Source organism: Pseudomonas sp. FP2335, from assembly GCF_030687535.1.
In the GTDB taxonomy this organism is placed as follows: Bacteria; Pseudomonadota; Gammaproteobacteria; order Pseudomonadales; family Pseudomonadaceae; genus Aquipseudomonas.
Genome location: NZ_CP117437.1, coordinates 1,034,252 through 1,059,019, shown reverse-complemented (window position 1 = coordinate 1,059,019; position 24,768 = coordinate 1,034,252). Strand labels below are relative to the sequence as shown.

Here is a 24,768-nt window from a genome sequence, read left to right as displayed (position 1 = left end):
ACGGGTCGCACATCATACAAAAAAGCCCCGCGCCTGCGAACCCCGCATAGCAGGACTCTGACGGGGGGCTTCTCTAATAGTGTGTATTAAGGATGTGCCAACAGCTCGGTCAAACCCGAAACCTCGGCAATTTCGCGCATGTCTTCAGGCATGGCGCGGATGCTGACCGTTTTGTTGGCTGCCTCGGCATCGCGCATGAAGCACAGCAGCAAGGACAAACCCACGCTGCTGGACTTGCTCACCTGCGAGCAATCCACCACCAACGCAGGCGCGCTGCTGCTGTTGATCAGTGCCTGGCCCTGCTTGCGCAGGCCCGGCCCGGAGCGATAGTCCAGTACGCCGCTGATGAACAACTCGCCGGCATCGCCGAGACGAACGGCCGATTCGGTCATTGCGCAGGCTTCCCGGCAGCTTGCTTGTCGGTTTCTTCCTTGGCCTTGGCGACTTCACCGGCCCAACCATTGATGGTTTTGTCCAGGTCGTTGCCATTGCGCTGCATGGCATCGGCGAACTGATCACGGAACAGCTTGCCGATGTTGATACCGTTGATGATCACGTTGCGCAGTTTCCACTCGCCGTTGATCTTCTCCAGGGTGTACTGCACCGGGTAGACAGCACCGTTGGAACCCTTGACGGTCATGCCAACGCTGGTGCGGTCACCGGACTCATCCTTGGCGGGATCGACGGTAATGCCCTGGTTGTTGTACTCCAGCAACGCGTTGCCATAGAACTGGAACAGGCCTTTCTTGAAGTTCTCCTGAAACGTCTGCATCTGCGCCGGAGTAGCCTTGCGCGAATACTTGACCGTCATGATGCTGCGGGAAATGCCTTCGGCATCGACCACCGGGCCGACAATGGTGTTCAGCGCGTCATAGAACCTGGTCGGGTCTTGCTTGTACTGCTCTTTGTTCGCCTTCAGGTCGGCCAACATCTTGTTGGTCGTGTCTTGCACCAGTTCGTGGGCAGAACCTGCCGCGTTGGCCATCAACGGCAACGCTGCAAGCAGCACCAGCAGGCCACGTCGCAAGGTAGAGATCATGAACAGATTCCTCATTTGGCGTCTTTATTGACCGTATTGAGCAGGAATTTACCGATCAGGTCCTCAAGTACCAGCGACGACTGCGTGTCGTGGATGGTCGAGCCATCCTTGAGCAGGGCTGTTTCCCCACCCACGCTGATACCGATGTACTTCTCGCCCAGCAGACCCGCAGTGAGGATAGATGCAGTGGAGTCGGTCGGCAGATTATCTACCTTCTTGTCCAACTGCATCGTCACTCGACCGGTGAAGCTGTCGCGATCCAGATCGATTGCCGTGACCTTGCCGATGGTTACACCGGCCATGGTCACTTTAGCTCTGACAGTCAAACCGGCGATATTGTCGAAGTACGCGTAAAGTTTATAAGTATCGGCGGTGGGGCTGGCCGACAGGCCGCTGACTCGCAGCGCCAGCAACAGTAAAGCCAGGATGCCAGCCAGCAAGAAAAGGCCGACACCGATTTCCACAGTGCGGTTTTGCATCAGAAATCTCCAAACATCAAGGCGGTCAAAATGAAGTCAAGGCCCAGTACCGCCAGCGAGGCGTACACAACGGTCTTGGTGGTGGCACGACTGATCCCTTCTGAAGTGGGCTCACAGTCGTAGCCTTGGAATACGGCGATCCAGGTCACTACAAAGGCGAAGACGATGCTCTTTATGATGCCGTTGAGCACGTCACCGCTGAAGGTCACGCTGTTTTGCATGTTGGCCCAGTAGGAGCCGTCGTAGACCCCCAGCCAGTCCACCGCCACCCACGAACCGCCCCAGATACCCACCACGCTGAAGATCATCGCCAGCAGTGGCAGGGAAATGAAGCCGGCCCACAGACGCGGGGCAACAATGTACTTGAGCGGGTCCACGCCGATCATTTCCAGGCTGGACAACTGCTCGGTGGACTTCATGTTGCCAATCTCGGCAGTCAGCGCAGAACCTGCGCGCCCGGCGAACAACAACGCAGTGACCACCGGCCCCAGTTCACGCAACAGTGTCAGGGCAACCATCTGCCCTACGGCCTGCTCCGAACCGTAGCTGGAGAGAATATTGAAGCCTTGCAGCGCCAGTACCATGCCGATGAACACGCCGGAGACCACGATGATCACCAGCGACATCACGCCCACCGCATGCAACTGCTTGATCAACAGACCAAAACCGCCGCCAATGCCGCCGCGCCCCAACAGGGCATGGAACAGGAAAATCGTCGAACGGCCGAGCACTTCGATGATGTCGATGCCCGAGCGACCGAAAAGGCGAACCTTCTCGATAAGTGAAGTCTTGCGCATCAACGCTTCCCCAGAAGATCAGAGCGGTAGTCCGCTGCCGGAAAATGAAATGGCACCGGGCCGTCGGGATCGCCGGTCATGAATTGGCGAATGCGCGGGTTGTCGGCGTTCATCAACTCTTCAGGCGTACCCTGCCCCAACACTTGGCCATCGCCGACGACATAGAGGTAATCGGCGATGCTCGCGGTTTCTGCAAGGTCATGGGAAACCACGATGCTGGTAATGCCCAGCGCGTCGTTGAGCAGGCGGATCAACCGCACCAGCACGCCCATGGCGATAGGGTCCTGGCCGACAAAAGGTTCGTCGTACATGAGGATCTGCGGATCGAGGGCGATAGCCCGCGCCAGGGCGACACGACGTTTCATGCCACCCGACAGCTCGTCGGGCATCAGGTCGATGGCACCGCGCAGCCCTACGGCCTGCAGTTTCAGCAACACGATGTCGCGAATCATCTCGTCGGACAGTTGGGTATGGACCCGCAGCGGGAAGGCGACGTTCTCGAAAACGTCAAGATCGGTAAACAGTGCGCCGCTCTGGAACAACACGCCCATGTGCTTGCGCGCGTCGAACAGGTCGCTGCGCGACAACGTCGGCAGGTTCTGGCCGTTGACCCACACTTCGCCGGCAGTCGGGCGCAATTGCATGCCCATCAGGCGCAACAGGGTGGTCTTGCCGCAACCGGAAGGCCCCATGATGCCCGTGACCTTGCCGCGTGGAATGCGAATATCGACGTTATTGAAGATGCTGCGCGTCCCGCGCTTGAAGGTAAGACCCTTCAGCTCGACCGCGTAGGCGTTATCGGCACTCATCTAAACTCCTTGGGATGCAGCCTTTCACTCAGACACCATGTTTGCGCCAAACGTTTGCAACGCTCGTGCAATAGTTAGCCACATGGGCTGGGCGGACCGAACTGGCGGCGAACTATATCACTGCTGGTACAACGCGCCCAAGGCCGGAACTGTGCTTGTTCAGACTGAAGACAGGGAAAAACCGTTGCTTAAGATGAATCTCACGCGCATCACGAACAAACCCTGACGAACTTGCGTGAGGGAATTGCTCATTACCGCTATAATCGCCGACTTTTCGTCAGGCTATACGATTTCAGACATGAGCCAATCCAGCGACCTTATTCAATCCGCACAACGCACCATCCGCCTCGAGCTTGAAGCCGTAGAAGGCTTGTTGGCGCATATCGACGCAGATTTCGTACGCGCATGCGAGATGATTCTGGCCAGCAAGGGCCGCGTTGTTGTCGTCGGCATGGGCAAATCCGGCCACGTCGGCAACAAGATTGCCGCCACTCTGGCCAGCACCGGGACCACCGCATTTTTTGTGCACCCGGCCGAAGCCAGCCACGGCGACATGGGCATGATCACCAAGGATGACATCATCCTGGCACTGTCCAACTCCGGCACCACCAACGAAATCGTGACGCTGCTGCCGCTGATCAAGCGCCTGGGCATCAAGATGATCAGCATCACCGGCAACCCCGAATCGACGTTGGCCAAGGCCGCCGAAGTGAACCTCAACGTGCATGTGGCCCATGAGGCCTGCCCGCTGAACCTGGCACCGACCTCCTCCACGACCGCCGCCCTGGTCATGGGTGATGCGCTGGCCGTGGCGTTGCTGGAAGCGCGCGGGTTTACCGCCGAAGACTTCGCGTTCTCCCACCCAGGGGGCGCCCTGGGCCGTCGCCTGCTGTTGAAAGTGGAAAACGTCATGCACTCGGGCGATGAATTGCCCCACGTCCAGCGCGGCACGCTGCTGAAGGACGCGCTGATGGAAATGACCCGCAAGGGCCTGGGCATGACGGTGATCCTGGAAGCCGACGGCAAACTGGCCGGGGTATTCACCGACGGCGACTTGCGTCGCACCCTGGACCGCACCATCGACATCCATACCGCGACCATAGATGCTGTGATGACGCCCCACGGCAAGACCGCCCGCCCCGAGATGCTGGCAGCTGAAGCCTTGAAAATCATGGAAGACCACAAGATCGGCGCGCTGGTGGTGGTCGATCATCAAGACCACCCGATTGGCGCCCTGAACATGCACGACTTGCTGCGTGCGGGAGTGATGTAAATGACAGGCGACCTGTTGCAACGCGGCAAGAACATCAAACTGGCGATTTTCGACGTAGACGGCGTGCTGACCGATGGCCGCCTCTATTTCCTCGAAGACGGCAGCGAATTCAAGACCTTCAACACCCTCGACGGCCAAGGCATCAAGATGCTGATGGCAGCGGGCGTGCAAACGGCGATCATCAGCGGCAGAAAAACCCCGGTTGTGGAACGCCGCGCACAAAACCTGGGGATTCCTCACCTGTATCAGGGCCGCGAGGATAAACTGGTGGTCTTGGACGAGCTTCTTGGCCAACTCAACCTAAGCTATGAGCAGGTCGCCTATTTGGGCGATGACCTGCCTGACTTGCCGGTGATCCGTCGAGTCGGCCTGGGCATGGCCGTCGCCAATGCGGCAGCCTTTGTTCGCGAACACGCCCATGGCATCACCACCGCCCGCGGCGGCGAAGGTGCCGCCCGCGAGTTCTGCGAGCTGATCCTGCGCGCCCAAGGCAGCCTTGAAGCGGCCCACGCCGCCTACCTATAGAGCGTTTTATGCTGAGCAAAAAGATTCGCAACTTCCTGTTATTCGGGGTCATCGCCGCGCTCTTCCTGGCGGTGGGCTACTGGAATATCAGCCCGGAGCGCTTTCTCGACCAGCCTGTTGCGCAGGTTGACGAAGGGGCTATCGACTATTACGCCACCAATGCCTACAGCATCCAGTTCCTGCCCGACGGCAAGGTGCAGTATGAGATGACGTCGGACAAGGTCGAGCACTTGAAGGCCACCGAAGTCACCCTGCTGACCAACCCGGACATGAACATCTACCGTGGCACCGAGTTTCCGTGGCATGTCACCAGCAAGCGTGGCGAGGTCAACCCGGACGGCACCGAAGTGGAACTGATCGACTCGGTGCGCGTCGCGCGTACCGACGATAAAAACCGTGACACCGTGATTACCAGCAGTCGTATGACCGTATTCCCGCAGAAGCAATATGCGCAGACCGAGCAAGACGTTAGAATCGACGGCGCTGGCGGGGTATCGACTGGCAAGGGAATGAAAGCGTATTTGAAAGAAAGCAGGATACACCTGCTATCGAACGTAAGAGGACAGTATGAGGCTCGTTAAAACTCTCCCTATTTTGCTCAGTCTGGGCGCAGCACTGGGAAGCGTGAGCGCCTGGGCTCTGCCGAACGATAGCCAGCAACCGATCCACATTTCGGCTGACGATGCGCAACTGGACGACAAGCAAGGCGTCGCCACCTACACCGGCGGCGTGATCATCACCCAGGGCTCGATGAAGATCACCGGCAACACGGTGACCTTGACGCGTACCGCCAATGGCGACATTGACGTGGTGACTTCGGTGGGCAACCTGGCTTACTTCGAGCAGAAGCAGTCGCCGACCGACAGCGGCCCGATGAAGGGCTACGGCAAGACCATCCAGTATCACGCCCAGCAGAACCGTATTGTCCTGATCGACCAGGCCAAGGTCCTCAGCCCGGACGGCAACTCCACGGAAGGTGAGAAAATCACCTATGACACCGTGAAACAGATCGCCAACGCCGGCCGCGCCAATGGTGCCAAGGTGACTGCGCCACGTCCGCGAATCGACATGGTTATCCAGCCGAAGAAGAAGGCCGAGTAATGGCAACCCTGAAAGCCCAGCATCTGGCCAAGGCCTATAAAAGCCGCCAGGTCGTGCGCGACGTCAGCCTGTCGATCGACAGCGGCCAGATCGTCGGCCTGCTCGGCCCCAACGGCGCCGGCAAGACCACCTGCTTCTACATGATCGTCGGCCTGGTCCAGGCGGATCAGGGTCGCGTCCTGATCGACGACCTGGATGTCAGCCACCAGCCAATGCACGGTCGTGCACGGGCCGGTATCGGCTATCTTCCGCAAGAAGCGTCGATCTTCCGCAAACTGTCGGTGGCCGACAACATCATGGCGATCCTCGAGACCCGCAAGGAACTCGACCGTGATGGCCGTCGCAAGGAGCTGGAAAGCCTGCTGCAGGAATTCCACATCAACCACATTCGCGACAACCTCGGCATGAGCCTGTCCGGCGGCGAGCGTCGTCGTGTGGAAATCGCCCGCGCCCTGGCCACTGCGCCGAAATTCATCCTGCTGGACGAACCGTTTGCCGGCGTCGACCCGATCTCGGTCGGCGACATCAAACAAATCATCCACCACCTGAAAGCCAAGGGCATCGGTGTATTGATCACCGACCACAACGTGCGTGAAACCCTCGACATCTGCGAAACCGCATATATCGTCAACGATGGCCAGCTGATTGCCGAAGGCGACGCCGCCACGATCCTGGCCAACGAATTGGTGAAGGAAGTCTACCTGGGTCACGAGTTCCGCCTGTAAACACCGTGGTGTCACGGCCGCTGCCAAGATGCGCGGGAGTCAATGAAAACCTCCGGATTTTTATTGTTACCGTGCTCTAGGCAAAGCCCCCGACATCAGGCATATAATTTGCTTATGTTTGGCGCTCACGCGCCCTGTCGTGGATGGCGCATTGCGCCGGCGAATAAGGTGTTAAGCCCCTGCCATGAAACCATCGCTAGTCCTGAGAATGGGCCAGCAGCTGACGATGACACCGCAGCTGCAACAGGCCATCCGCCTGCTCCAATTGTCGACCCTGGACCTGCAACAGGAAATCCAGGAGGCCCTGGAGTCCAACCCGATGCTCGAACGCCAGGAAGAAGGCGACGACTTCGATAACGCAGACCCGCTGGCCGACAACATCGAGCAAAAACCCAATTCCGACGTGCAGGAACCTTCCTATCAGGAAACCGCCCCAACGGTGGATAACCTGGAAGAAGGTGAATGGAACGAACGCATTCCTAACGAACTTCCCGTGGATACCGCCTGGGAAGACGTCTACCAGACCAGCGCCAGCAGCCTGCCCAGCAACGATGATGATGAGTGGGACTTCACCACCCGCACGTCCGCCGGTGAAAGCCTGCAGAGCCATCTGTTGTGGCAATTGAACCTCGCGCCGATGTCGGACACCGATCGCCTGATCGCTGTGACCCTGATCGACTGCATCAACAACCAGGGCTACCTGGACGAGACGCTTGAGGAGATCCTCGAAGCGTTCGACCCGGAACTGGACATCGAACTGGACGAGATCGAAGCCGTCCTGCACCGCATCCAACAGTTCGAACCCGCCGGCATCGGCGCCCGCACCCTCAGCGAATGCCTGTTGCTGCAATTGCGCCAACTGCCTGCCAAGACGCCTTGGCTCGTTGAAGCCCAGCGCTTGGTGACCGACTACATCGACTTGCTGGGTAGCCGCGACTACAGCCAGTTGATGCGCCGCATGAAACTCAAGGAAGACGACCTGCGCCAGGTGATCGAGCTGGTACAGAGCCTCAATCCGCGCCCGGGCTCGCAGATCGAGTCCAGCGAAGCCGAATACGTGGTGCCTGACGTCATCGTGCGCAAGGACAACGAACGCTGGCTGGTGGAGTTGAACCAGGAGTCGGTGCCACGCCTGCGGGTCAACCCGCAATACGCCGGCTTTGTACGCCGCGCCGATACCAGCGCCGACAACACCTTCATGCGCAACCAGTTGCAGGAGGCCCGCTGGTTCATCAAGAGCCTGCAAAGCCGCAACGAAACCCTGATGAAAGTCGCCACCCAGATCGTCGAGCACCAGCGCGGCTTCCTGGAATACGGCGACGAAGCGATGAAACCGTTGGTGCTGCATGACATCGCCGAAGCAGTCGGCATGCACGAATCGACGATTTCACGGGTGACCACGCAGAAATTCATGCATACCCCACGGGGTATTTATGAGCTGAAATACTTTTTCTCCAGCCACGTCAGCACCTCCGAAGGCGGCGAATGCTCGTCCACGGCGATCCGCGCGATCATCAAAAAACTGGTTGCCGCGGAAAATCAGAAAAAGCCATTGAGTGACAGTAAGATCGCTGGTTTACTGGAGGCACAAGGCATTCAGGTCGCCCGTCGAACCGTCGCCAAGTACCGCGAGTCCCTCGGGATCGCGCCTTCCAGCGAGCGTAAGCGTTTGATGTGACGGGCGGGCCATAGCGTTCCAGTGGTGGGTATTCCTGCCCACCGCTTTATGCACTGGCAACGAAGGAGAAGCTGTATGCAAGTCAACATCAGTGGACACCAACTGGAAGTGACCGAACCGCTGCGCGCCTATATCGGCGAAAAACTCAAAAGAATTGAGGGGCATTTCGACAAGATCACCAACGTGCAAGTCATCATGACTGTCGAAAAGCTGAAGCAGAAAATCGAAGCCACCTTGCGTATACCCGGCGGGGAAGTAGTCGCTAATGCCGAGCATTCAGATATGTATGCCGCCATTGACGACCTGACCGACAAGCTGGATCGCCAAATCAAAAAGCATAAGGAAAAGCAGCAGAGCCTCCTCCAGGGCACAGGCCGCTAACACTCCCCACCCATGATTCGACTTGAAACCATCCTGACCCCCGGCCGTTCCCTCGTGAACGCGCCGGGTGGCAGTAAAAAGAAAGCCCTTGAGCAAATTGCCAACCTGATCAGCCGCGAAGTGCCTGACCTGGAGATGCAAGATGTCTACGAGGCTCTGATTGCCCGTGAAAAACTCGGCTCCACCGGTTTTGGCAACGGCATCGCCATTCCCCACTGCCGCCTCAAAAGTTGTGAGGCACCTGTCAGCGCCCTGCTGCACCTGGACGCTCCCATCGATTTCGACGCCATCGACGGCGCCCCGGTCGACCTGCTGTTTGTTCTGCTGGTCCCGCAAGCCGCCACCGATGCGCACCTGGAACTGCTCCGGCAGATCGCCAGCATGCTCGACCGCAAGGAAGTACGCGACAAACTGCGCAGTGCCAGTAGCAATGAGGCGCTGTATCAGGTAGTCCTGGATGAACAGAACGGGCAGTAATCATGCGTTTGATCATCGTCAGCGGCCGTTCCGGCTCGGGTAAAAGCACCGCCCTCAACGTACTTGAGGACAGTGGCTTCTACTGCATCGACAACCTGCCCGCCGGCCTGCTGCCAGAGCTCGCGGAACGCGCGTTGATCCACACCGAGCTGGCGCAACCGCTGGTGGCCGTATCGATCGATGCCCGCAACCTGCCCAGCCACCTTGAGCGGTTCCCGCAACTGCTCGAGGAAGTTCGCGCCAAGCACATTCATTGCGATGTGCTGTACCTGGACGCCGACGAAGAGACCCTGCTAAAGCGCTTCTCTGAAACCCGTCGACGCCACCCCCTCAGCAGCCCCCATCGCTCCCTGGCAGAAGCCATCGAGGACGAAACCAAGTTGCTGGGGCCGATCATTGACCTCGCCGACCTCAAGATCAACACCACCGGGCTCAACCTGTACCAGTTGCGTGATGCCATCAAGCTGCGTCTGCTGAACCAGCCCGAGCCGGGTACGGCATTCCTCGTCGAGTCGTTTGGCTTCAAGCGCGGCATGCCGGTGGACGCCGACCTGGTGTTCGATGTGCGCTGCCTGCCCAACCCTTATTGGAAACCGGAACTGCGTGATCAGTCCGGGCTGGACCAACCTGTGGCTGAATACCTGGCGGCGCAACCGGATGTCGAGGAGATGTTCCAGGACATTTCCAGCTACCTGCTCAAATGGCTGCCGCGCTTCGCTGCAAGCAATCGGGCGTATGTCACCATTGCCATTGGCTGCACCGGCGGCCACCACCGCTCGGTCTACCTGACCGAACGCCTGGGCCAACTGCTGCAACAAACCCTCAAGAACGTCCAGGTTCGCCACCGCGACCTTAGCTGAAAGGAACACCCCCGCGATGCCTGCTCTGGAAATTGAAATCATCAACAAGCTGGGGCTGCATGCCCGGGCTTCCGCGAAGTTCGTCGGCGTTGCCGGGCAGTTCCCCTGCCAGATCCGCGCGGGGCGTACGCCAGAGTCCATGGTCGATGGCAAAAGCATTATGGCCATGATGATGTTGGCCGCCGGCAAGGGCACCCGGATTCACTTGAAGACGGAAGGCGAGCAAGAGCAGGAAGCCATGGACGCCCTGGTGGCGCTGATCAACAACTTCTTTGATGAGGGTGAGTGACACCCTTGAAGACGGGCGTGAAGTCGCAACGACTTCAGCCCAATGCGGTATCCATCACCATCATCAAACAAAACCCGATGCACAACCCCAGGCTGGCGAGCATCTCGTGACCGTTGCGCCGCGACTCGGGGATGACCTCGTGAGTCACCACCAACAACATGGCCCCCGCGGCGAGCGCCAGCCCAAGCGGCAACAGCACTTCAGCCAGGCTTACCAACCAGGCGCAGAGCACCGCGAACACCGGCTCGACCAACCCTGAAGCAGCTCCGATCAAGAACGCCTTGATCCGCGACATCCCTGCCCCGGCCAACACCAAAGCAATCACCAAGCCTTCGGGCACATCCTGCAAGGCAATGCCCATGGCCAGGCTGTCGGCATCGGGCATTGCGCCGCCCGCCGAAACCCCCACGGCCATGCCTTCGGGGATGTTGTGGGCAATGATGGCAAACACGAATAACCAGATACGCGGCGGGATCACCGGGTGATCGGGCGTGCCTACCAGCATTTCCGGGCTGGCACCGGAGACCTTGCGATCAACCAGATACAACCCGAATGCCCCCAGCATGATGCCAACGCTGATCAGGCCACTGGCCCCCCAAGGCGAAAGCCCCAGGCCTTCGGCGGCGGCGATGCCCGGCACGATCAGCGAAAATGCCGTCGCCGCGAGCATGACCCCGGCACCAAAACCCAGCAAGGTGTCACTGAGCGCCACCGGCATGCGCCGAATCACCAGCACCGGCACCGCACCGAGTGCCGTGCCCAGTGCGCAGATTGCGCCGCCTTGCAGCGCGCGCAGGATTCGCGGCTCCAGGTTCAGCCAGTCCAGCCCATGGGCCACCAGCAATGCAGTCCCTGCCAATAGCAGCAGCGAGCCAAACGCATAACGAAACATCCGCCCGCTGCTGACCGCCAGTGTTTCAGTGCCCATAGTCGGCCTTAGATCTTGTTATGGAGGTGAATGTCAGGCCAAGGCGGCCTGATAGCGTGCGGCAACTTCCGGCCAATTGATCACGCTATAGAACGCGTTGATATATTCCGGACGCCGGTTCTGATAACGCAGGTAGTAGGCATGCTCCCACACGTCCAGGCCGAGGATTGGCGTGTTGCCATTCATCAGGGGGCTGTCCTGATTACCGCTGCTTTCGACGACCAGGGTCTTTTGTGGAGTAACGCTCAGCCAGGCCCAGCCGCTGCCGAAACGGGTCAGTGCGGCTTTGGTGAAGGCTTCCTTGAAGCTCTCGAAACCGCCCACTTGCTCGTCGATAGCCTTGCCCAGCGCGCCCTCAGGCTTGCCTCCGCCTTGTGGCGACATCACTGCCCAGAACAACGAGTGGTTGGCATGGCCGCCACCTTGGTTGATCACCGCAGCGCGCAGTGTTTCCGGCAATTGCTGCACACTGGACACCAGTTTCTCTACCGGCCAGCCCGCGAACTCAGTGCCTTCGACGGCAGCGTTGAGGTTATTGATGTAGGTCTGATGGTGCTTGGTGTAGTGAATCTCCATGGTTTGCGCATCGATATGCGGCTCCAGGGCGTCGTAGGCGTAAGGCAAGGCAGGCAAGGTGTAGGACATCTCAATGTGCTCCGTAATAAGGACTGTTGCGAGTCGACGCATCCTGTTGCGCCGCGGTGCTGCCCAGCAGGCGATGGGTACGCGGGTACTCACCGTGATCGCTGATGAAATTCAACAGTTCAATGTAGGTCTTGCTGCTTTGGCGTAGCGCCGCCTCGCGTAACTGCGGGGTCAGGCGCGGGTCCTGCATCGCATGCAACAAGCGCTGGTGAATGGCGCAGAGGTACTCCGCGCTTTCTTCCGGCTGGTTCAGACGCAGATGCAGGTCCGCCAGGTTGTGATGGGAAATGACAAAAGCCGCCACCGCTTCGTCGGCATCCGCCCAGCGTTCGAACAACACTTGGGCCAGGGCCAGGGCTTGCAAATAGGCCTCGCGAGCGTCAACCAACTCGCCTTGCATAAAGCAGCGATTGGCCCGTTCGATCGTGCGTTTCCAGTGCTCCATGGTGAGCCTCCAAAGCAGTGTCGGTGATTACACGCCGCCGGCCGTGAGCTTTTCCGGGTCCAGCAGGACTTCCAGTTGGCTGCGGGGCAAGTCGGTGTGCTCCAGGGCGACATCAATCACCGGACGGCCCTGCTGATAAGCCTTCTTGGCGATTTCAGCAGCCTTCTGGTAACCGATGATCGGGTTGAGTGCAGTGACCAGGATCGGGTTACGCGACAACGCCTCCTTGAGCTTGGCTTCGTTGACCTTGAAGCTGCCAATCGCCTTGTCCGCCAGCAGACGGCTGGAGTTGGCCAGCAATTCGAGGCTGCTGAGCAGGTTCTGGGCGATGATCGGCAGCATTACGTTCAGCTCGAAGTTGCCGGACTGGCCTGCGACGGTGATCACCGTGTCATTGCCGATCACTTGGGCCGCGACCATGGCAGTGGCTTCCGGAATCACCGGATTGACCTTGCCCGGCATGATCGAGGAGCCCGGCTGCAGGCCCTCAAGCTCGATTTCACCGAGACCGGCGAGCGGCCCGGAGTTCATCCAGCGCAGATCATTGGCGATCTTCATCAGCGATACCGCGGTGGCTTTCAACTGACCGGAAACGGCGACAGCGGTGTCCTGGGAGCCGATCAGCGCGAACAGGTTCTTGCCCGGCGTGAATGTGACGTCGGTCAGCCTGCTCAGTTGCTGGCTGAAACGTGCGGCGAATTCCGGATGCGCGTTGATCCCGGTGCCGACCGCAGTGCCGCCCTGGGCCAGGGCCTGCAGGCTTGGCAGCAGGTCCTGCAGATGGCCGATATTGGCCTTGAGTTGCTGCGCCCAGCCATTGAGTACCTGGCTCATGCGCACCGGCATGGCGTCCATCAGGTGGGTGCGGCCGGTCTTGATGAACGGGTGGACTTCTTCGGCCTTGCGTTCGATCACCTGTACCAGATGCAGCAGGGCCGGCAGGGTTTGCTCATGCAAGACCAACGCGGCGCTGACGTGGATGGTGGTCGGAATGATGTCATTGCTGCTTTGGCCGCAGTTCACGTGGTCATTGGGGTTGACCGCCTCGCCCAGCAAGCGTGTGGCGAGGGTCGCAATCACTTCGTTGGCGTTCATATTGGAGCTGGTGCCGGAACCGGTCTGAAAAACATCCACCGGGAAGTGCTGCATGAAATCGCCTTCGAGCAAGCCTTGGGCCGCATCGACAATGGCCTTGCCCTGCCCTTCGCTGATTTGCTTGAGGTCGACGTTGACCTTGGCGGCGGCAGCCTTGGCCAGGATCAGCGCGCGAATGAATTGCGCGGGCATACGTTGACGGCTGATCGGGAAGTTGTTCACCGCGCGCTGGGTTTGTGCGCCATACAAGGCCTCGGCCGGCACTTGCAGTTCGCCCATGCTGTCGCGTTCGATACGGGTGTTACTCATCGGAGGATCCTTGCACAAGGTCAGACACAGAAAGGGAAGGCAGCAACTCGCAGGTCGCCAATTGCCAGGCAAAGGTCTGCCAGCGCTTGAGGCGGCAGGCGCAGTGGGAAAGTTTTTCCAGGTCGCGCAGGGGGCGCCAGGCCTGGTCCAGGCATGTCGTGCGCCAATGCCAGGGCAGCGCAATATCGCCGGCGGTGTCGAGCAACAGATGGAATGAGGTTTCAGCGATCGTCCATGGATGGGTCGCAGTGCAGCACGCCAGGTATCGACCCTCGTTGAGGTAATGTTCGATCAGGCGCGGCTCGTCGGGATTGAGGCCGCAGCGAATCTGACGACTCATCCAGCGCCAGCTCTCCAGGTAAGGATCCTCATGCAGGACAGAACTCATGATCCACACTCATTCGGTAATGATATTTATTATTAAATGATATTGAGAATCAAAACAAGAGCAGCAAATCAATCCACCTGTCACGCAAGCACAAAAAAGGCGCGCCATCAGTGATGATGGCGCGCCTTTTCTGTTGAAGCGTCGGGAGGGTCAGCTGCCAGCGACAGTCATCCGCTCAATCAATACCGAACCTGTGTGAATGTTGCTACGCCGTTCCAGGTCGTTACCCACCGCGACGATTTGCTTGAACATGTCGCGCATGTTGCCGGCGATGGTCACTTCCTGGACCGCGAACTGAATCTCGCCGTTTTCCACCCAGAAACCCGCCGCACCACGGGAGTAATCACCGGTCACCATGTTCAGGCCATGCCCCATCAACTCAGTCACCAGCAGGCCACGTCCCATGCGACGCAGCAACGCCGCCTGGTCTTCATCGCCATGGGTAACGAACAGGTTGTGCACGCCACCGGCGTTGGCCGTGCTTGGCAGGCCGAGCTTGCGGCCGGAGTATGTCCCCAGCACATAGGACACCAACTCGCCGTTTTCGACGAACGGTTTGGCATAGGTCGCCAGGCCATCGCCGTCGAACGCCGAGCTCCCCATGGCACGCATTAGGTGCGGGCGCTCATCAAGGGTCAACCACTCCGGGAACAGCTTTTGCCCGATAGCGCCCTCAAGGAACGACGACTTGCGGTACAGGTTGCCGCCGGAAATCGCGCCTAGGAAACTGCTGAACAAACCACCGGCCAACTCCGCCGAAAACAACACCGGCACTTCGCAAGTTGGCACCGGACGCGCGCCCAAGCGGCTGGCGGCACGTTGTGCGGCGCGCTGGCCAATGCTGACCGGGTCCGCCAGCAACTCGCCCTGGCGGCTTACGTCGTACCAGTAATCACGCTGCATCTGGCCGTTGGCTTCAGCAATCATCACGCAGCTCAGGCTATGGCGAGTGGAGGCATACCCCCCTACAAAACCATGGCTGTTGCCGTAGACACGACAGCCCTGATGCGTGCTCAACGTGGTGCCATCGGCGTTCTTGATGCGGGCATCTGCATCGAACGCAGCGGCTTCGCAGGTCAATGCCAGTTCAATGGCCTGCTCCGGGGTAATGTCCCAGGCGTGGAACAGATCGAAGTCTTTCAAGTCCTTGGCCATCAGCGCTTTGTCGGCCAGGCCCGAGCTTTCATCCTCGGAGGTGTGCTTGGCAATCGCCAACGCGGCGGCGACGGTTTCGCGGATCGCCTCCGGGCCGCTCGCCGACGTACTGGCCGAACCTTTGCGCTGCCCTACGTACAAGGTGATGCCAAAACCCTGGTCGCGGTTGAACTCAACGGTTTCCACTTCCCGCTGGCGTACCGATGTCGACAGCCCCTGCTCCAGCGACACCGCCACCTCACAGGCACTGGCCCCCTGGCGCTTGGCCTCGGCAAGGATCTGCTCGACTTGTTCCTGCAGTGCCGGTAACGCTTGCGGGCCGACGCTTTGGGCTGCACTCATGGTTTTCTCCACTCAAATTCTGCTTTCGGTTAAGGCCATCGAGCGACCGGGCCGGACAAGCGGCCCCCGACTGGTTATCATGGCGGCGTTTCTTTGCGGACTGCCACCATGGTTGATTCTTACGACGACTCCCTCGATGGGGAGAAAAGCAAAACCCAGGTCAAACGTGAGCTGCATGCTCTGGTTGATCTGGGCGAGCGCCTTACAACGCTCAAGAAAGACTTGATTGCAAAACTGCCATTGACCGACGAAATGCGCCGGGCTCTTGCAGACGCACCCAAGCACACCGCGAATATCGCGCGTAAACGCCACATCATGTTTATCGGCAAGCTGATGCGCGATCAGGACACTGACGCCATTCTGGCCTTGCTCGATCAAACCGATGCCTCCACTCGCCAGTACAACGAACGTTTCCATAACCTGGAACGTTGGCGTGACCGCCTGATCTCGGGCGACGACGCCGTGCTGGAGAAATTCGTGCTGGACTACCCGGACGCGGACCGCCAGCAATTGCGCTCCCTGATCCGCCAGGCCCAACACGAACTGGCGCATAACAAGGCGCCGGCCACCAGCCGTAAAATCTTCAAGTACATCCGTGAGCTGGACGAGACTCAACGCGGTCTGCGCTGATCCTCTTCCCCGGGTGGCGATCTTCGCCACCCGAAGCTCCACCCTTCCTACGAGCCCGTGCCTCCCACGGTGATCGCATCAATTTTCAGCGTTGGCTGGCCGACACCCACCGGCACCGACTGCCCATCCTTGCCGCATGTGCCCACGCCGCTGTCCAGCGACAGGTCGTTACCGACCATCGACACCTTGCTCATGGCTTCCGGCCCGTTGCCAATCAACGTTGCGCCTTTGACCGGCGCGGTGATCTTGCCGTCTTCGATCAGGTACGCCTCGCTGGTGGAGAACACGAACTTGCCACTGGTGATGTCCACCTGGCCGCCACCCAGGTTGGCGCAGTAGATTCCGCGTTTTACCGAGGCGATGATTTCCGCCGGGTCGCTTTCGCCACCGAGCATGTAGGTGTTGGTCATGCGTGGCATCGGCAGGTGCGCATAGGACTCGCGACGACCGTTGCCGGTACGTGCCACGCCCATCAGACGAGCGTTGAGTTTGTCTTGCATATAGCCCTTGAGCACGCCGTTTTCGATCAGCGTGGTGCATTCGGTTGGAGTGCCTTCGTCGTCGACACTCAACGAGCCACGGCGCCCGGCCAAGGTGCCGTCATCGACAATGGTGCACAGCTTGGACGCAACCATCTCGCCCATGCGCCCGCTGTAGGCCGAGCTGCCCTTGCGGTTGAAGTCACCTTCCAGACCATGGCCCACGGCCTCGTGCAGCAATACGCCGGACCAACCCGAGCCCAACACCACCGGCAAGGTACCGGCCGGGGCCGGAATGGCCTCCAGGTTCACCAGCGCCTGACGCAGCGCTTCACGGGCATACCCCATGGCGCGGTCATCAGTGAGGAAATAACGGTAGTCGGTACGCCCGCCGCCGCCGTGCCCGCCGCGCTCCCGGCGGCCATTCTGCTCGACGATCACACTGACGTTGAAGCGCACCAGCGGCCGTACATCCGCCGCCAGGCCGCCATCGGTGGAGGCCACCAGGATGCGCTCCCACACACCGGCCATGCTCACGGTGACCTGCTGGATACGTGGGTCAAGAGCGCGGGTAGCCGCGTCGACACGCTTGAGCAGCTCGACCTTCTCCGCACGGCTGATCACTTCCAGGGGGTTATCGGGGGCATACAATTGCGCCACGTCCTGGGTACTGAACGCCTGCACCGTACCGTTTTGCCCGGCACGGGAGATCGAACGCGCCGCACGCGCCGCCAGGCCCAAGGCTTCCAGGGTGATCGCGTTGCTGTAGGCAAAACCGGTTTTTTCTCCGGATTGCGCACGCACGCCTACACCTTGGTCAAGGTTGAAACTGCCTTCCTTGACGATGCCGTCTTCAAGGGCCCAGGACTCGGAGATCTGCCCCTGGAAATACAGGTCAGCCGCGTCGATACCCGGCCCGGCCAGATCGCCCAGCACGGTTTGCAAGCTTTCGATGGTCACGCCACCAGGTGCCAGGAGGTGTTCACTGACTGAGGACAACAACTCGCTCATAGGTTTGGCCTTAAATTCATCGTTCCGAAGCAGGCCGCTGTGCGCCCTGCGAGAAAAAACGCCGGTGGCTGACCACCGGCATACGCGCCCGTATCGACGCTTGTTCACTGCTATCGCGCTCGGCCAACAACACCGCTTCGCCTTGATCCTGTTGCGCCAGCACCCGTCCCCACGGGTCGACGATCGCCGCGTGACCATAGGTTTCCCGCGGCCCCGGATGCACGCCGCCCTGGGCGGCCGCCAGCAGGTAACACTGGGTTTCGATGGCGCGTGCGCGAATCAGCACGTCCCAGTGCGCCGCGCCGGTCACCGCGGTAAACGCCGAAGGCGCGGTAATCAATTCAGCCCCTGCTGCACGCAACTCGCTGTACAGCTCGGGGAAGCGCAGGTCGTAACACACCGTCAGGCCCAATCGCCCCACCGGCGTGTCCGCCACCACCACGTTGCTGCCGAAAGCATAGTCGTCGGATTCACGATAACGACCGCGCGCGTCGGCAACGTCCACATCGAACAGGTGCAACTTGTCGTATCGGGCAACGATTTCGCCCTGGTCATCGACCAGCAGCGAACAGGCGTTGGACTTGGCGTACGGCTGATCCCTGGGCGGCAACGGCAAGGTGCCAGCCACTATCCATAAGGTGAGGTCGCGGGCGGTCTGTTTCAACCACGGCAGGATCGGTCCTTCGCCCAATGCCTCGGTCCGGCCGATATCGGCCACATCACGCCGGCCCATGGCGGCAAAGTTTTCCGGCAGCACCGCCAGCTTCGCCCCCCCTGCCGCCGCTTGCTCCAGCAGGCGCCGGGCCTGGGCAAGATTGGCCAGCACATCGCTCTGGCTGACCATTTGAATTACCGCAAAGGACATGGGCCGACTCTCCGTAATGGGCGTGCGACCATGCTACTCCACAGGCTCTCAGTTTGGCTTTTCAAATGGCTTGTCGAAGGTGATTTTCGGATCCTTCCACGGCCCCTCGACTTTGTATTGCACGCTGGCGAAGCGCGAAACGCGGTCACCGATCAGCTTGTCGATCAGGAACAACGCCCCACCAATCGCCGGAGCCCCCACGATCAACGCGGCAATCGGCAGGTTGTTGGTGACCGGCAATGTCACCAGCAACTTGGCGTCGACACGGTCGGCCACCAGATCCAGGGTGCCGTTAAGCTCAAGGTTGGTCGACGGCCCGGTCATGGTGATCGGCTCGCGGGTAACGAACACGCCGTTACTGGCAGCCAACAGGCCTTTGACCCGGTCATAACTCAAGCCCTTGCCGAGCAAGTCGGAAAAGTCCAGGCGCAACCGGCGCCCAATGGAGTTGAAATTGAGCAGGCCAAACACACGCAGGGCTTGGGCGCCGCCTTCCACTTCCACGAACTGACCGCTGCGAAAGGATGCGTCCAGGCTGCCGGAGAAACGTTTCGGCCCCACATAGGCCGGCGAGCCCGGCCAGCGCCCGTCCACGTCCAGATGGAAGTCCTTGCTGGTGACGGTCGGCGCATAACCCCAGCCCTTGAGTACATCGCCGATATTCTTACCGTCCAGGCGCCCCTTGTACCAGCTGCCGCTGCTTCCCGGCGTGCCTTCCCAGCCGCCATCACCCTTGAGCTGCATGCCCTTGAGGCCAAGGTCCAGATTGGTGAAGGCCAAACCCTTGGTTGTCGGGCGGATCTTCAACGACCACGCGCCGATCAAGTCCGGCCCCTGGAACAGCTGGTCGATGGCAATGTCGAGCGCGGGAATATCCTTGGGGTCGATGTCGGCCAAAGGGTCCGGGGCGTTTTCATCGGCCTGTACGCTCGGGTCCACGGCCGGCAATTTCACATACTGCAGGTTGATCGCAATCGGCGCGCCCTTGGCGTCCGGCAGGTTCACCGTGCCCTTGGCCTGCTGGCTGTCGAGCTGCAGGCCCCACGCCGCGGGTTTGCGGTCCAACTGCAATTTGACCTGATCGAACTGGGTGCCAAAGCCGGTCAGCTTGCCGACCTTGAAGTCGGCCCCACTGAGCAATTGCTTGGCGCTGCCGCCCGGGTCGTTGCCCGCATAACGGTCCACGAGCTTCTTCCACGGGTCCAGATCCAGTTCCGACAAGACTCCGCGAATGCGCAGGCCTTTGACTGTCGGCAACAGCGCATCGCCATCACCGAGGAACAACTCGCCCCGGCCGTCATTGAACTTGTCCGGCGGCGCCGCGAAGGTGAAATTCGCCAACTCGCCATAATCGAACCAGTAGCGGCGCTCGTTACCCTGCAAGGTCATGCGGAACACACTGTCACGCCCCTGGCTGGCCGGCATGCCAAAGGGCGCCGGCAAATCCACTGCCACGCCCTTGAGGTTGGAGCTGACCATCAGTTGACTGTCGGCACCGTCAAGGTTCAGTTGCAGCTGGTATGGAATATCGCCGGAAACCGGCAACGGCTGGCTGATTTTCAACCAGTCCGTCAGCCGCTTGACCGTGACCTGCCCTTTGGCCGTCACGCGCGTACTGATATTGCCCGGCTTGCCGCCGGCAACAATCTGCGCGCTGATCGGCCGGTCGAACGCCTGGGCCGTGATGTTCTGGCCACTGAGGCCCTTGGCGCTGTCGAAGCGGAAATCCCCCTTGAGTTGGGTCAGGTCCAAGGTGGGCTCGGCCAATTGCAGCCGGGACTTGTCGGTCTTGAAGTCCACCACGATTTTCGGTTCGGCGCCCTTGGCCAGCGGTATGTCCAGATCCAGGCTGCCTTGCAGGTCGCCCTCGCCCTTCCAGCCGGCAAACGTCGAAGCCGTGCCGATCGGCGCTTCCTGAAGGATCTTCAGACCATCTCCCAGGCCGCCGGCAAAACCGCCGGTGAGCAGCAGGTGGCTGTCCTTGTCCGCCGGCGCATGGGGAATATTGACGTAGATGTCGTTGACCTTGGTGTCGAGCAATTGCCCCTTGCTGGCCAGGATGCGCACACCGCTCTCTTCGACGAACACCTCACCCGTGACCTTGCTCACATGCGGCCAGCCTGGCTGGAACGCCAGTTCGGCGTCATGCACCTTGAAGAACAGGCTGATATTGCGCGAGGCGGGCAACGCATCGTGGTTGAGCGAGCCCTGGTATTGGAAGAACCCCTCGTCGACCGCACCTTTGAGAATCGCCGTGCGCAGCCATTCATCCAGTGCCGGGCTCAACACCGCCGGCAGGTATTTGGAGGTGAAGCGCCCGTCGCCATCGACCATGCCCACCCGCAGGTCCATGTAGTCTTCGCGGCTTTGGTCAAAACTCAGGCGAATCAAGAAATCGGCAGCCACTTTGCCCTCTTCGCCCAGCACCTTGATATACGGCGCGATCAGGGTGAAGCCATCTTTATCCAGCTTCCACGTCAGGCGCGCATTGGCCTGGATGTACTGCCAGGGTTTGGCAAAGATGGGATCCAGGTGCAGGGAAAAGTCCTTGCTGTCCATGCGCAGTTCGCCATGGCCAAGGTCACCGCTGATACTGCCGGAAATGTTACGGGCAGCCGGGGCACCGAAGTAGGCGTCAAACCCCACACGTTCGAGATTGGCGGCGAAACTGAGTTTTTGATCCGTGGTGTCCTGAGGACGGAAATCCACCAGCACATTGCGCAGCAGGCCAATCGCCTTCAGGTGCTCGATGGTCGTGGCGAAACCTTCGGGCAACGGCGCCAGGGCATTGAGCAACGGTGTGATGGGGGTCAGGTCCAGGCGGTCCGCCTGAAGCTTCCACACCTCTTGGTCCTTGTCGGTGGCCAGGCTTTGCTGCAATTGCACGCGCGATTCCCAGCGGGTCTCGCCCAGGTTCATCGCCAGCGAGTCGAACAGCACCGTAAGACCGCTATCACTGCGTTGCAGGTAGGCGTTGAGGGCCAGGTTTTCAATGTGCACCGGCTTGCGCTCGGCGTAGCTGCCCTTGATCTGTGGCGAGTTGAGGCGCACCACCGCGCTTTGCACGGTGCCCTTTGCCCAGGTCAGCCAGAATTCGCCGCCGGCCTTGAATTGGGTGAGTTTCCATTGCTGCGTCAGCTTGGCCGGAATCCACTTGGCCCAGTCGCTCTGGGGCAGGCTCAGGTAGGCCTGTGCTTCAGCGTCTTGCCATTGGCTCGCACGAATCCGCGTGCGCAAGCTCAGTGCCAGGGGCTGGCCGTCAGGCAGGGTCAGGCGCGCGTCCAGGCGCTGGCGGGTGATGCCGGTGTGCAAGCTCAGGCCGACATATGTCAGGGTCAGCGGGGGCTGGTCGAAGGGTTGCAAGGTCACCTGGCTGTCGAGCAGCGACACGCGCTTGACCATCTGCATACGCTGTAGCAATTGCTGTGGGTCCAGCGGCTGGTCATCCTGCGCCGGCAGGCCTTGCAGCGCCCAGTGGCCGTCCTTGTCCTCCTTGACGCTGAGTTGCAGGCCACTGACTTCCAGATGTGCGATGCGCACTTCACGCGCCATCAGGCTGGCCCAGATGTCCGGCACCACTTCGACCTGATCCAGGCGCAAGGCGCTGCTGCCCTCGCCCAGCATCACGTCGTGGGCCAGCAGCATCGGCGCAAAGCCGCTCCAACGGCCTTCAAGGCTGCCAATGTGCAGCGGCATATCTACCGCCGCCTGGGCCCTGGCCTCGACTTCGGCGCGATATTCGGCCACAAGCGGGGTCAATTCGCGCCCCAGGCTCACGTACACCGCCGCCAGTACCAGCAGCAACGCGCAAAGGCCCAGGCCCCAACGGGTCAAAGCGGCAAAAAAGCGTGTCAGACGCTCCATGTCAGGCGACCCTCAAGACAGTCAAAAGTAAGCGAATGGGGATCAGAGCAGCACCACGTCGTATTGTTCCTGGGAATACATGGTTTCAACCTGGAAACGAATTGTGCGCCCGATAAACCCCTCCAATTCGGCGACGTTGCCCGACTCTTCGTCCAACAGGCGGTCGACCACTTTCTGGTTGGCGAGCACTCTATAACCTTCGGCCTGGTAAGCTCGCGCCTCTCGTAGGATTTCCCGGAAAATCTCGTAGCAAACGGTTTCCGGAGTCTTCAATTTACCGCGCCCCTGGCAACTGCTGCACGGCTCGCACAGCACTTGCTCAAGGCTTTCGCGGGTGCGCTTGCGGGTCATCTGTACCAGGCCCAGCTCGGTGATGCCGATAATGTTCGTCTTGGCGTGGTCGCGCTCCAGTTGCTTCTCGAGGGTGCGCAGCACCTGGCGCTGGTGCTCTTCATCTTCCATGTCGATGAAGTCGATGATGATGATCCCGCCCAGGTTGCGCAGGCGCAGTTGACGGGCAATCGCAGTGGCCGCTTCGAGGTTGGTCTTGAAGATGGTTTCTTCGAGATTGCGATGCCCCACGAACGCGCCAGTGTTGACGTCGATGGTGGTCATGGCCTCCGCAGGGTCCACCACCAGATAGCCACCGGACTTCAGTGGCACTTTGCGTTCCAGGGCTTTCTGGATTTCATCTTCAACGCCATACAGGTCAAAGATCGGCCGCTCGCCAGGATAGTGCTCCAGGCGATCGGCAATTTCCGGCATCAGCTCGGCAACAAATTGCGTGGTGCGCTGGAAGGTTTCCCGCGAGTCGATGCGAATTTTCTCAATCTTGGGGCTGACCAGATCACGCAGGGTACGCAGGGCCAGGCCCAGGTCTTCGTAGATGACACTGGGTGCGCCGATGGTCTTGATCTGTGCGCCGATCTGGTCCCACAGGCGCCGCAGGTAACGGATATCCATGAGGATTTCATCGGCACCGGCACCCTCGGCGGCAGTGCGCAGGATGAAACCACCGGCCTCCTTGATGCCTTCGGCCGCCACACAGTCGCTGACCACCTTCTTCAGGCGCTCACGCTCGGCTTCATCTTCGATCTTCAGGGAAATGCCGACGTGGGCGGTACGCGGCATGTACACCAGATAGCGCGACGGAATCGACAGCTGCGTGGTCAGGCGCGCGCCTTTGGAGCCGATGGGGTCCTTGGTGACTTGCACCACCAGGCTCTGCCCTTCGTGCACCAGCGCGCTGATGCTCTCTACCGCCGGGCCTTCGCGCAGGGAGATTTCCGATGCGTGGATAAACGCTGCACGGTCCAGGCCGATGTCGACGAATGCCGCCTGCATGCCCGGCAATACACGCACCACCTTGCCTTTATAGATATTGCCAACGATCCCGCGCTTTTGGGTGCGCTCGACGTGCACTTCTTGCAGAACACCGTTCTCTACCACCGCCACGCGTGATTCCATCGGCGTGATATTGATCAGAATCTCTTCACTCATGGCTGGGTCTCGTTCAGGCGTTTTCACAATAGTGACCGATCGCTTAGGGCTGGGCGCTGGGGTTAGGCGTTCAGCGCGCGGTAAGGTGTTGCCAACAGGGTATGCCGAATTGACCGAGCAGTTGCGCGGTTTCGCACACCGGCAGGCCTACCACGGCGGAATAACTGCCATTGAGCCCGGCGACAAACACCGATCCAAGCCCTTGAATAGCATAGCCGCCCGCCTTGTCCTGGGGTTCGCCACTGTGCCAGTAGGTTGTAGCTTCCTCGACAGAAATACTGCGAAAACGTACACGACTGCTTACACAAACAGTTTCGCAGCGCTGGCCATCGGTAACGGCAATGGCTGTGAGCACGTCATGTTCACGCCCCGCCAGGGCCATCAACATGGCCAGGGCATCGGCTTGATCCACGGGTTTGCCGAGGATCTGGCCGTCGACAATGACGGCGGTGTCGGCCCCCAGCACACAGGCACCCGAGGCGTGTTCAAGCGCAGCCAAACCCGCCGCAGCCTTGCCGCGCGCCAGACGCTCGACGTAGGAAACGGCGGATTCGTGGGTAAGAGGAGTTTCATCAATCGCGGCGCTGACCACGGTGAAGGGCACACCGATCTGGGTCAGCAACTCACGTCGCCTCGGGGAGCCCGAGGCCAGATAAAGCGAATTCATGCAGACTCTCCC

27 protein-coding genes are annotated in these 24,768 nt (G+C 60.2%); 11 read left to right on the top strand and 16 right to left on the bottom strand.

The features are described 5' to 3' along the window. Nucleotides 1–86 precede the first annotated feature (86 nt). The 5 genes from PSH81_RS04560 to PSH81_RS04540 are packed head-to-tail and all read right to left on the bottom strand — an operon-like array spanning nt 87 to nt 3,124. Nucleotides 87–392: a lipid asymmetry maintenance protein MlaB gene (locus tag PSH81_RS04560; RefSeq protein WP_226456467.1), complete on the bottom strand. Its 306-nt coding sequence runs from the start codon at nt 390–392 to the stop codon at nt 87–89. Continuing rightward, nucleotides 389–1,039 carry a phospholipid-binding protein MlaC gene (locus PSH81_RS04555; protein ID WP_226456468.1) on the bottom strand — a complete coding sequence of 217 codons (651 nt, stop codon included), beginning with the start codon at nt 1,037–1,039 and terminating at the stop codon, nt 389–391. Before PSH81_RS04555 ends, PSH81_RS04560 begins: the two co-directional genes overlap by 4 nt. Nucleotides 1,040–1,050: 11 nt before the next feature. After that, a complete protein-coding gene (gene mlaD, locus PSH81_RS04550) occupies nt 1,051–1,518 on the bottom strand; it encodes an outer membrane lipid asymmetry maintenance protein MlaD (protein ID WP_017845975.1) in 468 nt (155 codons plus the stop codon). Then, nucleotides 1,518–2,315 carry a lipid asymmetry maintenance ABC transporter permease subunit MlaE gene (gene mlaE, locus PSH81_RS04545; protein ID WP_017738750.1) on the bottom strand — a complete coding sequence of 266 codons (798 nt, stop codon included), beginning with the start codon at nt 2,313–2,315 and terminating at the stop codon, nt 1,518–1,520. Before mlaE ends, mlaD begins: the two co-directional genes overlap by 1 nt. After that, a complete protein-coding gene (locus PSH81_RS04540; RefSeq protein ID WP_017738751.1) occupies nt 2,315–3,124 on the bottom strand; it encodes an ATP-binding cassette domain-containing protein in 810 nt (269 codons plus the stop codon). Before PSH81_RS04540 ends, mlaE begins: the two co-directional genes overlap by 1 nt. A 298-nt stretch (nt 3,125–3,422) precedes the next feature. On the opposite strand from PSH81_RS04540, the gene PSH81_RS04535 reads away from it, so the two are divergent. The 10 genes from PSH81_RS04535 to PSH81_RS04490 all read left to right on the top strand — a co-directional run bounded on the left by PSH81_RS04535 (nt 3,423) and on the right by PSH81_RS04490 (nt 10,433). Continuing rightward, on the top strand, nt 3,423–4,397 hold the full coding sequence (locus tag PSH81_RS04535; RefSeq protein WP_192297669.1) for a KpsF/GutQ family sugar-phosphate isomerase: 975 nt from the start codon (nt 3,423–3,425) through the stop codon (nt 4,395–4,397). Next, on the top strand, nt 4,398–4,922 hold the full coding sequence (locus tag PSH81_RS04530) for an HAD family hydrolase (RefSeq protein WP_178922703.1): 525 nt from the start codon (nt 4,398–4,400) through the stop codon (nt 4,920–4,922). A gap of 8 nt (nt 4,923–4,930) precedes the next feature. Then, nucleotides 4,931–5,503: an LPS export ABC transporter periplasmic protein LptC gene (lptC, locus tag PSH81_RS04525; RefSeq protein ID WP_192297670.1), complete on the top strand. Its 573-nt coding sequence runs from the start codon at nt 4,931–4,933 to the stop codon at nt 5,501–5,503. After that, entirely contained in the window at nt 5,490–6,023 is a 534-nt protein-coding gene (gene lptA / locus PSH81_RS04520) for a lipopolysaccharide transport periplasmic protein LptA (RefSeq protein ID WP_192297671.1), read from the top strand. Before lptC ends, lptA begins: the two co-directional genes overlap by 14 nt. Continuing rightward, nucleotides 6,023–6,748, top strand: a complete 726-nt coding sequence (lptB, locus tag PSH81_RS04515) for an LPS export ABC transporter ATP-binding protein (protein ID WP_192297672.1) — start codon at nt 6,023–6,025, stop codon at nt 6,746–6,748. Before lptA ends, lptB begins: the two co-directional genes overlap by 1 nt. Nucleotides 6,749–6,932: 184 nt before the next feature. Beyond that, a complete protein-coding gene (locus PSH81_RS04510) occupies nt 6,933–8,426 on the top strand; it encodes an RNA polymerase factor sigma-54 (protein ID WP_226456469.1) in 1,494 nt (497 codons plus the stop codon). 75 nt (nt 8,427–8,501) lie between these two features. Then, nucleotides 8,502–8,807 (top strand): ribosome hibernation-promoting factor, HPF/YfiA family, encoded by a 306-nt coding sequence (gene hpf, locus PSH81_RS04505; protein ID WP_010170586.1) that lies wholly within the window; start codon nt 8,502–8,504, stop codon nt 8,805–8,807. A 12-nt stretch (nt 8,808–8,819) separates the two neighbouring features. Further along, nucleotides 8,820–9,284, top strand: a complete 465-nt coding sequence (ptsN, locus tag PSH81_RS04500; RefSeq protein ID WP_017738757.1) for a PTS IIA-like nitrogen regulatory protein PtsN — start codon at nt 8,820–8,822, stop codon at nt 9,282–9,284. Between the two features lie 2 nt (nt 9,285–9,286). Further along, nucleotides 9,287–10,144 carry an RNase adapter RapZ gene (gene rapZ / locus PSH81_RS04495; protein WP_226456470.1) on the top strand — a complete coding sequence of 286 codons (858 nt, stop codon included), beginning with the start codon at nt 9,287–9,289 and terminating at the stop codon, nt 10,142–10,144. Between the two features lie 16 nt (nt 10,145–10,160). Continuing rightward, entirely contained in the window at nt 10,161–10,433 is a 273-nt protein-coding gene (locus tag PSH81_RS04490; protein ID WP_017738759.1) for an HPr family phosphocarrier protein, read from the top strand. A 34-nt stretch (nt 10,434–10,467) separates the two neighbouring features. On the opposite strand, the gene PSH81_RS04485 is transcribed toward PSH81_RS04490, so the two are convergent. From PSH81_RS04485 to pmbA, 6 genes are all read right to left on the bottom strand, one after another. Further along, entirely contained in the window at nt 10,468–11,361 is an 894-nt protein-coding gene (locus tag PSH81_RS04485; protein WP_305392075.1) for a ZIP family metal transporter, read from the bottom strand. A 33-nt stretch (nt 11,362–11,394) separates the two neighbouring features. Beyond that, nucleotides 11,395–12,006 (bottom strand): superoxide dismutase, encoded by a 612-nt coding sequence (locus tag PSH81_RS04480; protein ID WP_192297677.1) that lies wholly within the window; start codon nt 12,004–12,006, stop codon nt 11,395–11,397. A 1-nt stretch (nt 12,007) separates the two neighbouring features. Further along, nucleotides 12,008–12,451 carry a hypothetical protein gene (locus tag PSH81_RS04475; protein WP_192297678.1) on the bottom strand — a complete coding sequence of 148 codons (444 nt, stop codon included), beginning with the start codon at nt 12,449–12,451 and terminating at the stop codon, nt 12,008–12,010. A gap of 27 nt (nt 12,452–12,478) precedes the next feature. After that, nucleotides 12,479–13,855 carry a lyase family protein gene (locus PSH81_RS04470; RefSeq protein WP_192297679.1) on the bottom strand — a complete coding sequence of 459 codons (1,377 nt, stop codon included), beginning with the start codon at nt 13,853–13,855 and terminating at the stop codon, nt 12,479–12,481. Then, nucleotides 13,848–14,243, bottom strand: coding sequence for a FagA protein (locus PSH81_RS04465; protein ID WP_192297680.1), 396 nt, complete (start codon nt 14,241–14,243; stop codon nt 13,848–13,850). Before PSH81_RS04465 ends, PSH81_RS04470 begins: the two co-directional genes overlap by 8 nt. A gap of 150 nt (nt 14,244–14,393) precedes the next feature. Beyond that, complete coding sequence (gene pmbA, locus PSH81_RS04460; protein WP_192297681.1) at nt 14,394–15,740, bottom strand: metalloprotease PmbA; 1,347 nt, start codon at nt 15,738–15,740, stop codon at nt 14,394–14,396. A 108-nt stretch (nt 15,741–15,848) separates the two neighbouring features. Between pmbA and yjgA the strand changes: the two genes are divergently transcribed. Further along, nucleotides 15,849–16,370 (top strand): ribosome biogenesis factor YjgA, encoded by a 522-nt coding sequence (yjgA, locus tag PSH81_RS04455; RefSeq protein WP_025856302.1) that lies wholly within the window; start codon nt 15,849–15,851, stop codon nt 16,368–16,370. Between the two features lie 47 nt (nt 16,371–16,417). Here yjgA and tldD read toward each other — a convergent pair whose 3' ends face one another. The 5 genes from tldD to PSH81_RS04430 all read right to left on the bottom strand — a co-directional run bounded on the left by tldD (nt 16,418) and on the right by PSH81_RS04430 (nt 24,756). Further along, nucleotides 16,418–17,860: a metalloprotease TldD gene (gene tldD / locus PSH81_RS04450; RefSeq protein ID WP_053131569.1), complete on the bottom strand. Its 1,443-nt coding sequence runs from the start codon at nt 17,858–17,860 to the stop codon at nt 16,418–16,420. Nucleotides 17,861–17,876: 16 nt separating this feature from the next. Then, complete coding sequence (locus PSH81_RS04445) at nt 17,877–18,725, bottom strand: carbon-nitrogen hydrolase family protein (RefSeq protein ID WP_192297682.1); 849 nt, start codon at nt 18,723–18,725, stop codon at nt 17,877–17,879. Nucleotides 18,726–18,773: 48 nt separating this feature from the next. Continuing rightward, the gene (locus PSH81_RS04440) at nt 18,774–22,589 is read right to left on the bottom strand and encodes a YhdP family protein (protein ID WP_305392074.1); all 3,816 of its coding nucleotides are present in this window, start codon (nt 22,587–22,589) and stop codon (nt 18,774–18,776) included. A 42-nt stretch (nt 22,590–22,631) separates the two neighbouring features. Then, on the bottom strand, nt 22,632–24,089 hold the full coding sequence (gene rng, locus PSH81_RS04435; protein WP_010213134.1) for a ribonuclease G: 1,458 nt from the start codon (nt 24,087–24,089) through the stop codon (nt 22,632–22,634). Between the two features lie 70 nt (nt 24,090–24,159). After that, complete coding sequence (locus PSH81_RS04430; protein WP_192297684.1) at nt 24,160–24,756, bottom strand: nucleoside triphosphate pyrophosphatase; 597 nt, start codon at nt 24,754–24,756, stop codon at nt 24,160–24,162. Between the last annotated feature and the right edge of the window lie 12 nt (nt 24,757–24,768).